A 12535-nucleotide genomic window follows, 5' to 3' on the forward strand; every position below is an offset into this window, starting at 1 on the left:
TTCACTCCTTTTTAAGAAAATCAATTATCTTTTCTGCAAATTCTCTCACACACCCTTCGCCTCCCTTTTTATTCATTAAAAGAATATCATCAATTTGCTTTACCTTTTCACAAGCATCAGCAGGACAAGCCTTTATACCTACAGCATTAAGTAATTTGCAACAATTTATATCATCGCCTATATAAGCCACTTCATCAAGCGATATACCTTCTTGTTCACAAATACCCATAGCAGCCTCTAACTTACCCTCCCCATGTTTACCTTGAATTAAATAATCTATTTTCAACTTGTTAGCTCTATCTTCTACCATCCGAGTATTTTCACTAGTTATGATACCAGTTTTAATACCTGCCTCACGCAAAAGCTGAAAGCCCATTCCATCACGAGTATTGAATTTTTTGAGTTCATATCCTGGTTCAGCATAATACATCCCTCCATCTGTCAACGTACCATCTACATCACTAATGAACAATTTGATTTTTCTTGGCCTTTCGATTCGTGAAAGTATATGCTTTTGCATCAATTTTTCTAAAATAATCCAATCGTCAGGTTCATCAACTTCAAAAGCTGTATATTCTGGCATTTCATATATACCAATATTTCCACTCAAACGATTACCTTTTTCTAAAATATTCTTTATGGTATTAATATAAAATGCACCATTTTCCATCAACATACCCGAGAAATTTTGACGGCGGGGACGTTTATGGTAATCATAATTTAAAGGGGTACCATCCTCATTCCAAAAAAAACGATAATTACGGACACAAGTCAACATAGAATCATATTTACCTTGCTTATATATAGAAAGAGCTTCTGTAAAATGGAGAGTTCCAGTTAAAGGTGAGGTCGCTTGAACTAGCATAAAAACGTCAAGTTCATTGAGCTTAGCCAATTTAATGTATTCAAGCATTACACTCTCTGTAGTAGCTGTATCAGAAGCATTTTCAGCTAAACGACGATAAATTACTGTTTTTTTATATGATTGTGCCACTACTGCGCATTCTATTTCATCACTATCAGTAGCTATTACTATTTCATCTACCAGAGAACAGTTCTCCAAGGCCTCAATATTCCAACAGACCAGAGGTTTACCACAAAAAAGTTTTATGTTTTTAAGAGGGATAGATTTACTCCCTCCTCTTACCGGTATAAATGCTATCGTTTTCATTTTTTATTCTAGAATTACCATTTTACTTGGTGCTTTTTCAATTTATCACGCTGAATCTTTTCAATATCCAAAATTTCCTCTTTTTTATAAGTCAGAGATTTAGCAACTGCCTTACAATCACGTACAAGTTTTCTTACGCCATCAGGTTCTAATGAAGCTGCATGGTCTGTTCCTTTCCAAGTACGGTCAAGCGTATAATGCCGTTCAATCCATTCTGCACCTAATGCAACAGCAGCCGAATCCACAGCAATTCCTAAATGATGTCCCGAAAATCCGATAGCTTTTATCCGGTCAGCATACAATTCACGTAAACGAGTTAATTCAAGTAAACATATATCTTCAAAAGGCACAGGATAACCAGATGTACAATCATAAATTACAAGATCTTTATTTCGTCCTTTCGATTCAAAAAAACGTATAATCTTTTCTTCTTCATCATGAGTAGTCATTCCAAAAGAAAGATGAATTTCTCCTTCAAAATGCTCACATAGATATTCAAGTAAATCTCTATTTAGATTACAAGCGGATGGAACTTTTATTAAATTAGGCTTTAAAGAACAGATTTCCTTCGCTGATGTAACATCCCATACTGAGGTAGAGTATTCAATACCATATTCATTACACCACTCTTGCAATTGGCGGTGTTGGTCAATCGTAAATTCAAGAAATTCACGATGTTTACCATAAGTATCGCCATAAGAATTCTCAGGATGAGGATGAGGGGAATTATATTCTTCAAAAGTGAGAAGTTCTCGATTACATCGCTTCTGAAATTTCACGACATCAGCGTTACAATAAGTTGCAGCTGTTTTGATTAACTCTTTTGCGATTAACATATCACCTTTGTGATTACAACCAATTTCTGCAATAATTTTAGGATTTTTCATTGGAATATCTATTTTATATGGAATAAATAACACCATTTATCAATATTCCATTTTTGACATTATAAGTCAACAATGCCCATTACTTCATGTCAAAAACAGATAAAATATATAAGCGTCCAATTTTGACGTATTGTATAGAAGAAAACACCATTTAATAATTTCCCTTTAAATAAAAAAATAACACTTGATTTTAATATATTAGTACTGATTCCTATCATTATGGACAGAAGATTCAAGTAGTCGAATATTGATATCCTGTTTATCCTTCAGTGATATCAATGTGTGGTGTACAATGACCACATTAATCGCTCCTCTTCGGGAGCGATTTTTTTTCTATACAAGAGGTCGGATTTTACTCATGCAGACATCTATTATGATTCTTACCGAAATTATTGCTATTAGAAGCAAAAATACATTATATGGGAATATTTACATATTGCAAAACATGATGCTAGAAAACAGTTTACGTAAACGAATTACATCTATTTATTTTAAGTAGAGCTTCGCTTTCCTTTACATATTGTCGAAATTTCTATCTAAAAAAACAAAAATAAGGATCCCAATACGAGCTATAACAAGTATTATCTTTATTCTTAACAAAAAATCATTACTCCAATGGATATTATTCTTCAACAAAAAAAAGAAAAAACTCAAAAACACAATCTGTTTTCCCTTCTACCCTTCTCCTATCTCCTCCACCAGCGACGCATGCACAAACGTCGTCGCCACCGCCATCACCCCCTCGATGTTCACCACCACCCTCCTGTCATGGCGCACACGCACAAACACCCCTTCCACTCCTTCGAAGATGCCGCCGGTGATACGTACCCGGGTTCCTTGGGAGAGGTTCAGTTCGGTGGGTTCAAGATAGAGCACAGCCTGGTCGTAGGTGCCAGACACGGCGATGAAGCTGCGCATCTGCGAGTCCGGGATGACGATGGGCTGGCGGGTTTCGCGGTCCATGATATAGCGGATGGGGATGTTCATGCCCGGTTCGTTCTTTATTTCATCCATACGCTCGCGGGTGGAGCGGACGAAGACCAGGTTATGGACCGCAGGAACAAGCTTGCGCAGGCGGCGCTCTTTCCTCACGACATACTCATAGCGCATGGGTATATAGTTTTCAATGCCCGCTGCATCCAGGTATTCCTTGAAAAAAAGCTCTCGGCTATAGGTGACACGCACTGCATACCAGTGCATTTCTGCATTCTCGTTCACGAAAAAATATGATTGGGGGACACCGGAGTAGCGAAGTACCTCCCGGTCAAGTAATGTAATGCGGTTACTTTAAATAGGCTATATGCATTCATTTTATTTCAAAACCCTCCACCATCTCGGAAGGAAGGCGACGAAATAGTTATATTCAAGCTATCTTGCGATAAGCCGTTATCAACGAAACGTTTATGATGAAAGAAATGTTTTATAACACGTTCCGTTTAATGAACGCAAAGGTAACGTCAAGAAATGAAAGTACAAAATATTCTGATTGATAAAATGATAATCTTTTTTAATGCAGACATCATCACACTATATATCAAAGAATTACGCCTATTAGGTAAGATACACGCGCACGCGCGTCATTTCTTATCTTTTTAAAGAAAGGGTGTGTTACATATATAACCATAGGTTCCGGTACCTCACCCTATACATACAGACTACACACACGCTTCACTTGTTCACGGAGAGGGGCACCACAGATTACACAGATTGGCACAGAGGAGCACAGAGAAGAATTCTTCGCTACGTTCTGAGTGACGGATACTCACGGAAACAAAAGGATGATACGCACGGACATACACAAAAGTGATACGCACAGAAACTACAAAAATCCGTGCCAATCCGTGTAATACATAGTGCACAGACTTCTCTTTTTTATTAATTTTGCACCCGATTCGTTAACTTAATATAAAATTAGATTTTCAAATTGTAATTATGAGAACAAAAAAACGCCAATTAGCGTGATGCAAATCAAAGGGAGAGATTACCAAGTGCTGTACACCAAAGAGAGCAAAGAGGTGCAAGTGGCCATCGACCTGCTTTCTATGGTAGAACACAAGTCGTTAACCGTGGAATACAAGGAGCGGAAGGCTTTCCTGACACCCTTCATACCACTGCTGATAAATCCCCAAAAGGAACACGGACTGAAGGGCGTAAGCCCCTTCGCCAAGCTGCTGCATCTACTTGTAAACTTTATGGACGCGGACGGAAGCGGCAATACGCTGAACCCCGATTGCATTGAGGATGAGATATATAAGCTCTTCAATGAGCTATATCCCAAGGAGTAAAACGGACCAAGGAATTCAAATTGTAAAAAAACGGCTGTCCCACTGCGGATGGCCGTTTTTGCTTCCTAAGGAAATAAACGGCATCTTTGCGCCGCCAATAAGGCAAACTTAATACAAGTAGAATGGAAAACATTCCAGTGACCACCTACCGTGGTTTCAGCGCCGTCAGCGGGGAGACAACCTTCACGCAGGACATGGCTGACATAAAAAACGGCAAGCATGCCAAGTTAATCATCAAAATCGCCAGCCTCGTGGCGCAGGGAAAGGTGGAGGAAGCCAACCACGTCAAGAAGCAGCTTCCCTTCAGGACCCTCACGGCCAACTACCGGGAAAGAAGGCTCGCACCGAGCATCACCCGCTACAACCCCGTCATCACGCTCGACATCGACGACCTGGAAGAAGGACAGTTGGAGCAGACCCGGACCCTCATCAACGAAGACCCGCACACCCTGGGCAGTTTCCTCTCCCCCAAAAGGCACGGCTACAAGCTGTTCGTCTTCATGCAGACGGAATACACCCGGCGTCTGTATGACCGTCTCCGGCAGGGCGAGGTGACCTACGCCACGCTCGAGGAGATACACCTGAAGCTGTACAGCGCCGCCAAAGAGCACTACGAGGCCCTTCTCGGAGTAGAGGTGGACGGAAGCGGAAAGGACATCTCGCGAGGATACTTCATGTCCTTCGACCCGCATGCCTATATCAATGCCGCACTGCTGGAACAGATTTCCCCGTTGCCGGCACGCATCATCCCGCCTGCGAAGAAGGAGAACAGCCCAAAGAAGACGCCCGTCGAAACGGTACACCCCCTCCCCGCCTCCTCTGCCGCCACGCCGCAGGACGCAAAGCCTTGGGAGAAGCTGATATTCTCCCAAGCCGTGACCGCCGTGAAGCGCACCACCAGGTTCCGGGCAGGCAACCGCGACAACTTCCTCTTCGCCCTGGGCAACAAATGCTACAGCAAGGGCCTGGACGAGCAGACAGCCATCAGACTGGCGAAAAACGAGTTCGGACAAGAGTATCCCGACGTGGAATCTCCCCTGCACAATGCCTACATCTATACCGACAAGACCAGCGAAGCCGCTACAAAGAAGGAAGAGAAAAAGCCCGTCATCAACCAAGTGATGAGCTTTCTGGAAGAGCACTACGGCATCCGCAGGAACCTCATCCTGGACCGCCTCGAATTCATGCCCTATGCCCTGTCGGCAGATGCCGGAAAAGGTTACCGCCCCATGCGCGGAAAGGACTACAACACCATATTCGTAGACCTGCAGATGGCCGGCATCTCCTGCTACCAGAATTTCCTCAGAGCCGTGATAGACTCCAACTACGCCAAGGAGTTCAACCCCTACACCGACTATCTGTACGCGCTTCCCCCCTGGGACGGGACGGACTACATCGCCCAACTTGCCGACACCCTGACGACCGAGAACCGGGAACTGTGGCAGGAGGGCTTCAAACGGTGGATAGTGGGCCTGGTGGACTGCGCGCTGAGCGACGAGGACATGAACCAGCTCGTCATCATCCTCTACAGCGAGCAGGGAAAGGGAAAGAGCAGCTGGATTCGGCGCCTGCTGCCGCCCGAGTGGAAAGAGTACTTCTACAACGGCATAATAGACCCGAGCAACAAGGACGATGCCCGCCTGCTCGCCACGCGAATCATCATCAACATGGAGGAGTTCGAAGGCGTGAAGCCCGGCGAGCTGGCAGCATTGAAGCGAATCATCGCGCAGGACAACGTGACGCAGCGCAAGGCCTACGACATCGAAGCCTTCACCCTGCCCCGCCACTGCTCCTTCATCGCGAGCACCAACAACCGGCAGTGCCTGCAGGACATCGGCGGAAACCGGCGTTTCCTCCCCATCACCGTCACCGGCATAGACTACCACACCCCGGTGAACCATCCCGGCATCTACGCCCAGGCGCTCGCCTTGCTGAAAGACGGTTTCAGATACTGGTACGAGGGCGAGGAGATAGAACAGCTGAACAAGCACAACGAACGGCACCGCATGAAAGACCCCGTGGAGGAGAACCTCTTCGTCTTCTTCCGCAAACCGCTGCCCGAGGACCTGCAGGTAAAATGGCTCCCTGCCAGCGTCATACTGACCAAGCTCAGCATATTCGGGAAGGTGCAGGTGAACCCGCACACCCAGCTGGTACTGGTGCAGGCACTGGAAAAGTACGGATTCGGCACACGGACCAACGAGCAGGAGACGACCGAATATGAGGTAGTGGACATCCAGCTATATCAGTAACCGGTATTCGAGGAGAAGAGAGAAGCCCCGTAACATATATTGTTGTGCATGACAACATATATTGTTACGGGGCTTTACATATATTGGCGTTTTCTTTACACGGCTTCCCTATTTCCGGCCGGCATCCTGTCAGGGTTCTCCCAGATACTTCACCAGCACTTTCACTTCCAGCGGAGTGAAGGTGCGCCGGTATTTGTTGTAGCCCACCTTCTCCAGCTCACCCTTCAGCGCCTTGTTGTGGCGTATCCATGCCGCCAGGGTATAGATGGCATTGCTGATGCAGTAAGTCGGGTTGTAGAGCATGGCAAGCTCCTCCTTCGAATAGGCGTGGATGCGGAACGGACGAAGGTCTTCCTCCTCCTCTTCCCTCTTTTCTTTTTCTGTTTTCATTCCTTATGTTATTGGTTGATTATTACACCATAAAGATACTGAATATCAGCGGTATGACCAAGCGTATACAGACATAAACGGGCATCGGACGAAGAACTTTTCCTGAACAGAAAGGAAACGGGAAAGAGACGGCGTAACCCGAAGAAAGCCATGAGCAGAAAAAGCCGGAGAAGTACTTTTGCAGCACCCCTCTTCCCCCCCTAAAGGAGAAAGAGAAGAGTATTGCAATACGGGACTTTAATTTCTAATTGTTAATTTTTAATTATTTAATTGTTTATGGGAGTACCATTCAAGAAGATTGCGAGGAAAGATCCTCGAAAGGCAGATGCGGTGGCAAAGTTCTACCCGCAGCTGGTGACACTGGGCGACAATGCGACGCTGGACGACATTGCGTATGTGATGAAAGAGAAGAGTTCGCTGACACTGGGAGACATCCAGAGTGTATTGACCAATTTTGTGGAGGCCATGATAACAACCCTCTACAGCGGCCAGTCAGTGAATATCAAGAACTTCGGCGTATTCAGCCTGTCGGCGCGTACGGCAGGCGTACTGGATGTAAAGGAGTGCACCGCCAAGAACATCAAAGCGGTGAAAATCAATTTCCGGCCTTCCAGCACCGTAAGACCGGACATCGCCGCCACGCGTGCCGGGCAGAAGATTGACTTCTACGACCTGGAGGCATTGGTGAACAAGGGAGACGGTGAAGGAGGAAGCTCCGGCGGCGGTTCCGGCTCGGGAGACGGAGGCGGTTCGGACGGAGACCAGGGCGAAAATCCGTTGGGATAAGTATGACTGATTTTACTACCGATTCGTATGTTCAACTTTTAAAACGTATATAGCATGAAAAAAAGTATCTGGGATAAAATTCTGAAAGTCGTAATTGCAGTAGCCTCTGCCATCTTAGGGGCATTGGGAGCCAATGCGATGAACGTGAACATTTAAGTCGCCGGAAAGAAAGGACGGCAGGAAGAGGAAACCCCGAAAAAGGTTTCCTCTTTCTCTTCCCTCTCTATACAGCGCAGGATACGCCAGTCGCAGCTACGCACCCAATAGCGGAAAGCCATGTTCGGGTGGAAATGCTCCGAGAAGTCCAGCAGACGTTCCAAATCAAACTCCTCGGAGATGACACCGGCACCGCTACGGAATGCATCGTAGGCGTTACAGTCCTGCTCGATATGCGCCGGAACCATCAGCAAAGGCTTGCCCAGATACATCGCCTCGCAGACCGACTCGAAGCCGGCAGTGGTGGCATAGGCCTTGCAGCCTGCCATGTAGCGCAGGAACTTGACGTCATCGAGCTGATGGAAACTCAAGGTGTCGTCCACACGGCACACCTCGGCTTCGTCCTGCTTGTCCCAGAAGAAGTGGAGGGGTATTTCCGGATGGGCACTGTGCCAGTGGAGGATATTCTCGCCAAAACCGGAGTTTACCATGTATCCGTGGAGATAATCCCCTTCCGTACCTTCGCACGACAGCACCTCCCTCCGCAGCAATGGCGGAACCACGCGGACATACGCTTCTTCGTCATCCTCCATCTCGCGGAAGGAAAGGGCGAGCTTTTCGCGGGCACCTATGCACGTGAGGCGGGTGAAAAGGCGGAGCAGCCACAGATGGAAGCCGTTCTTACCGGGAAACTCGAAATCGCGGTGCAGGAACAGGTACTGGTGCCCGACGCTTATTTGAGGAACGGAAGGACGGAAGAAGAGATAGGTCATCCCCGTGAGCAGTTCGTAGAAGTTGATGACCAGTTCGGCACCACTCTCCTCGATGCGGCGGTGTATATAGTGCATGCTTTTCAGATAGACGGGCAGACGGGTGAGATTATAGGCCACACTACGCGCAAGACTTGCCCGCTTGTTGGCAGGCGTAGGCAGGAAATTGGGACTGAGAAAACGTTTCACCGGAGCTTGGATGCTGCGGTTGAAGAAACCGGGCAGACAGCGCGAATTGCTTTTGCCCACCAACACTTCCACTACCTCGTGACCGTTGCGGCGCAGCAGCTCTTCCATTGTTATGGCTTGGGTCAGATGCCCGCGGCCTTCTCCTTGAACGATAAAAAGGACTTTCATTGGGACGACTTGATGATTTACAAATTAATGTTGAAACACATGCAGCACATGACGTTGCATTTAGTTGATGCAAATATCGCACCTCCGTGTTACGGCAGAATGTGAAGAATGTGACAATTCGGTTATAAATGACAAAAGTCACACCGGCATCGCGCAGACATGACTTCAAGAGAATTTATGGAATAAATACGTAAAAAGGATAATTCGGTCGGCATATGATGCCGGAATATCAGACAAATTCCTCGACCATATACATATCACTGACAAAGTCGTCAACAATCTGTTCCAGGTTTTCGCAGGCTTCGTCAGGCGTTTCACCGTAGGCGCTGCACAACACATTATTCATAAAATAAGCGTAAAAACCACCGCCGGCTGCCGCCTCTACGGTATAGTCATTTCTGTTCAGTTTCATATTCGGGCCTCCTTCTTTTTTTACGCTGCAAAAATGAGGGAAAGTTGTTACGAGGAGATGTGAAGGAGGTTACAATAGTATGTAGATTGGTTGGCTTTGATGCAGTAGAAAATAAATGGATTGAATATTAGGAGTTTTCATTTATTCAGTTTACCTTTGATTAAAAATAAAAGCAATGGGTAAAATTAAACCATATAAAGAGCAGGACTCTCCCAAACAAACGGCACAAGAACCGATGATGGCAACTTATCATCAATCAGCCATACCGATGGACGACTTTATCAACAGTATTCCCCGAGATGCTTTGGCTGAAGCCCTTCTATTTGCCTTAGAAGAGAATAAAGCAGGACACTGTATATCAAACTCCCAAATAGAGAGTATGATAAATGAACGCATGGGATGGAAATAGTCTGGTCTAAGTTGGCTTATGAGCACTTTTTAGAGATACTTATTTATGTAGAGAATAATTTTGGCATGTTGACGGCACAGAAAACACGTCAAAAGATACAAGACAAAGTAAATCTTTAAGCAAAACATCCGTATATAGGAATTATAGACAGTGATTTTTCTACTCTATTTAACAACATTACTGTCCGTCATTTAAAACTTTCCCCTAACGTGATATATTATTGATTGATGAGAATAGGATTGTCATTGCAGCAATGCTTCATTCAAAACAATCTCCGGAAACTGTACGTAAAACAATCTCAGAATTTCTGAAGCAATATAAATAGCTGTTCATCAATTCATGATGAGAGATAACTCTATAAATTTAAAACCGAGAGGACGTATCAAGATATACAATCACCCCGGATTACGCGGATTGACACAGATAAAAGTTTCTGATTATCAGAACTCCTAAAATCATCTGTGTTAATCCGCGTAATCCGGGGTGGGTATTATTAATAGGAACGTGCAAAAATCACGCGGCAGGCAGAAGGCTTGCCGGTAACCATACACTTGCCCGGTTCCTTGTCACCCGGAACAAATGAATCGAAAGGAATGCAACGGATGGTTGCTTTGGTCTCTTCCTTGATTTTCTCTTCGGTTTCGGTAGTCCCGTCCCAATGAGCCAGAATGAAGCCGCCTTCTTCAATTTTTTCTTTGAATTCCTCGTAGCTGTCCACGCTGGTGATGCGGCTGTTGCGGTAATCGAGCGCTTTCTTGTAGACATTTGCCTGAATGTCCTCGAGCAAATCCTTCACGTACTCTTCGATACCCTCGCAGGAACGCGTCTCCTTCTCCAGTGTATCGCGACGCATGATTTCCATTGTATTGTTCTCCAAGTCGCGGCCACCCATCACCAGACGAACGGGAACACCCTTCACCTCATAGTCGGCAAACTTGAAGCCCGGACGTTTGTTGTCGGCATTGTCGTACTTCACGGAAATACCCATTGACTTCAGCTTGGCAACAATGCCTGCCACTTTCTCGTCAATCTTAGCCAGCATCTCCGCATTCTTGTAGATAGGTACGATGACTACTTGTATCGGAGCCAGGTGCGGAGGAAGTACCAGACCGTTGTCATCGGAATGCGTCATGATAAGCGCTCCCATCAGACGGGTGGAAACACCCCAGGAAGTAGCCCAAACATACTCCAGCTTGTTCTCCTTATTGACGAACTGTACATCGAACGCCTTGGCGAAGTTCTGTCCCAAGAAGTGGGAAGTACCGCTCTGCAAAGCCTTTCCGTCCTGCATCATCGCTTCGATGGTGTAGGTGTTGAGGGCACCGGCAAAACGCTCGTTGGCAGACTTCACGCCCTTTACCACGGGCACCGCCATGTATTTTTCGGCAAACTCGGCATATACATTCAGCATCTTTACCGCTTCTTCTTCGGCTTCCTCGCGGGTGGCATGTGCCGTGTGTCCTTCCTGCCAGAGGAATTCGGCGGTACGGAGGAACAGACGGGTACGCATTTCCCAACGGAACACGTTTGCCCACTGGTTGCACAAGATAGGCAGGTCGCGGTATGAATTGATCCAGTTCTTGTAGGTGTTCCAGATGATGGTTTCGGAAGTGGGGCGGATAATCAGCTCTTCTTCCAGTTTTGCAGCAGGGTCCACCACCACACCGCCGCCATTCGGATCGTTCTTCAAACGATAGTGCGTCACGACGGCACACTCTTTGGCAAAGCCTTCCACATGTTCCGCTTCACGGCTGAGGAATGATTTCGGAATAAGCAAGGGGAAATAAGCGTTGACGTGTCCCGTTTCCTTGAACATATCGTCCAACTGACGTTGCATCTTCTCCCAGATAGCGTATCCGTAGGGCTTGATCACCATACAGCCGCGTACAGCCGATTGTTCTGCCAAATCGGCTTTTACCACCAACTCGTTGTACCACTGAGAATAGTTCTCACTACGTTTGGTAAGGTCTTTCAATTCTACTGCCATTCTATTTCGTTTTTTAAAGTTTTCGTTGATTTCTCTAAACAGTCGGCAAAAGTACAAATTTTAAAGGAAATTTATTTGAAAAACAAATAGTATTTTTAATAGAACCGAAAACACACTAATCTACATATTCTATTTTAATCACAATCTTCCTGCTTTTAACAAGTTCCCCCTTTCCCCGAACAGAAGGCTGGTGAATGTCCGAAGGGAAAAACAAGAAGAAACTGCCGGCATCGGCAGAGTAGTGTTTTATCCGGGAAGAGGTATAAAAAGCAACATCCTTTTTTGAATTATACGCCTGACGTACTTCGACGTCACTTGCCAGCCCCATCTTTTCATTTCCCCAGAGTACATACTGAAGGTCGACAAAACGGAGGTGACTTTCAATATTCCCTTTCTCCACCTCTTTGGGAATGTATTCACTGACCGTAGCCCAGCATTTCCCCTCCAGAATGACATGGTTGCCAATGGACAGCGCTTCCAAATCATGTTCGGCAAGAAAGCGGAATGCAGCATCCCAGACATCCTTGTTCTTATGATATTGGCAGGCAAATTCAACAGCATTGACTGATTTATGGGGAGAGACAGTCCAGCCATTGGACCAAACGGCACTTTTCATCCATTTCTTCGCATTTCCGGAAGTCCACTCCGGACTTGTCTGTGCTGATAAATACAT

13 protein-coding genes are annotated in these 12535 nt (G+C 45.9%); 5 read left to right on the forward strand and 8 right to left on the reverse strand.

Going from position 1 to position 12535, the window contains the following annotated elements; all coding sequences use genetic code 11:
• Position 1: 1 nt before the first annotated feature.
• The 3 genes from DXD78_RS13315 to DXD78_RS13325 all read right to left on the reverse strand — a co-directional run bounded on the left by DXD78_RS13315 (position 2) and on the right by DXD78_RS13325 (position 3258).
• Complete coding sequence (locus DXD78_RS13315; RefSeq protein WP_009038512.1) at positions 2-1171, reverse strand: acylneuraminate cytidylyltransferase; 1170 nt, start codon at positions 1169-1171, stop codon at positions 2-4.
• A 14-nt stretch (positions 1172-1185) separates the two neighbouring features.
• Positions 1186-2058: an N-acetylneuraminate synthase family protein gene (locus DXD78_RS13320; protein WP_009038513.1), complete on the reverse strand. Its 873-nt coding sequence runs from the start codon at positions 2056-2058 to the stop codon at positions 1186-1188.
• Between the two features lie 675 nt (positions 2059-2733).
• Positions 2734-3258 (reverse strand): UpxY family transcription antiterminator, encoded by a 525-nt coding sequence (locus tag DXD78_RS13325; protein ID WP_034529848.1) that lies wholly within the window; start codon positions 3256-3258, stop codon positions 2734-2736.
• A 761-nt stretch (positions 3259-4019) separates the two neighbouring features.
• Here DXD78_RS13325 and DXD78_RS13335 point away from each other — a divergent pair.
• Both DXD78_RS13335 and DXD78_RS13340 read left to right on the forward strand, forming a co-directional pair.
• The gene (locus DXD78_RS13335) at positions 4020-4343 is read left to right on the forward strand and encodes a hypothetical protein (RefSeq protein WP_005829213.1); all 324 of its coding nucleotides are present in this window, start codon (positions 4020-4022) and stop codon (positions 4341-4343) included.
• Positions 4344-4465: 122 nt separating this feature from the next.
• A complete protein-coding gene (locus tag DXD78_RS13340) occupies positions 4466-6595 on the forward strand; it encodes a VapE domain-containing protein (protein ID WP_009038515.1) in 2130 nt (709 codons plus the stop codon).
• 129 nt (positions 6596-6724) lie between these two features.
• Here DXD78_RS13340 and DXD78_RS13345 read toward each other — a convergent pair whose 3' ends face one another.
• A complete protein-coding gene (locus DXD78_RS13345; RefSeq protein ID WP_005829216.1) occupies positions 6725-6985 on the reverse strand; it encodes a DUF4248 domain-containing protein in 261 nt (86 codons plus the stop codon).
• A 276-nt stretch (positions 6986-7261) separates the two neighbouring features.
• Here DXD78_RS13345 and DXD78_RS13350 point away from each other — a divergent pair, with 276 nt between their 5' ends.
• Both DXD78_RS13350 and DXD78_RS21065 read left to right on the forward strand, forming a co-directional pair.
• The gene (locus DXD78_RS13350) at positions 7262-7771 is read left to right on the forward strand and encodes an HU family DNA-binding protein (RefSeq protein WP_005829218.1); all 510 of its coding nucleotides are present in this window, start codon (positions 7262-7264) and stop codon (positions 7769-7771) included.
• Positions 7772-7825: 54 nt separating this feature from the next.
• Positions 7826-7927, forward strand: a complete 102-nt coding sequence (locus tag DXD78_RS21065; RefSeq protein ID WP_005836960.1) for a smalltalk protein — start codon at positions 7826-7828, stop codon at positions 7925-7927.
• On the opposite strand, the gene DXD78_RS13355 is transcribed toward DXD78_RS21065, so the two are convergent.
• Positions 7924-9054 (reverse strand): glycosyltransferase family protein, encoded by a 1131-nt coding sequence (locus tag DXD78_RS13355; protein WP_005836959.1) that lies wholly within the window; start codon positions 9052-9054, stop codon positions 7924-7926. The genes DXD78_RS21065 and DXD78_RS13355 overlap by 4 nt on opposite strands.
• Before the next feature lie 229 nt (positions 9055-9283).
• Positions 9284-9466: a hypothetical protein gene (locus DXD78_RS13360; RefSeq protein ID WP_005829223.1), complete on the reverse strand. Its 183-nt coding sequence runs from the start codon at positions 9464-9466 to the stop codon at positions 9284-9286.
• Between the two features lie 175 nt (positions 9467-9641).
• On the opposite strand from DXD78_RS13360, the gene DXD78_RS13365 reads away from it, so the two are divergent.
• The gene (locus DXD78_RS13365; protein WP_008663499.1) at positions 9642-9875 is read left to right on the forward strand and encodes a hypothetical protein; all 234 of its coding nucleotides are present in this window, start codon (positions 9642-9644) and stop codon (positions 9873-9875) included.
• 493 nt (positions 9876-10368) lie between these two features.
• Here the strand turns inward: DXD78_RS13365 and proS are convergent, their stop codons facing one another.
• Together proS and DXD78_RS13380 are read right to left on the reverse strand one after the other, a co-directional pair.
• Positions 10369-11862: a proline--tRNA ligase gene (gene proS, locus DXD78_RS13375; RefSeq protein ID WP_005829226.1), complete on the reverse strand. Its 1494-nt coding sequence runs from the start codon at positions 11860-11862 to the stop codon at positions 10369-10371.
• A gap of 115 nt (positions 11863-11977) precedes the next feature.
• Complete coding sequence (locus DXD78_RS13380) at positions 11978-12535, reverse strand: YhcH/YjgK/YiaL family protein (RefSeq protein WP_005829228.1); 558 nt, start codon at positions 12533-12535, stop codon at positions 11978-11980.

This window comes from Bacteroides sp. D20, assembly GCF_003436255.1.
Classification (GTDB): domain Bacteria; phylum Bacteroidota; class Bacteroidia; order Bacteroidales; family Bacteroidaceae; genus Bacteroides; species Bacteroides uniformis.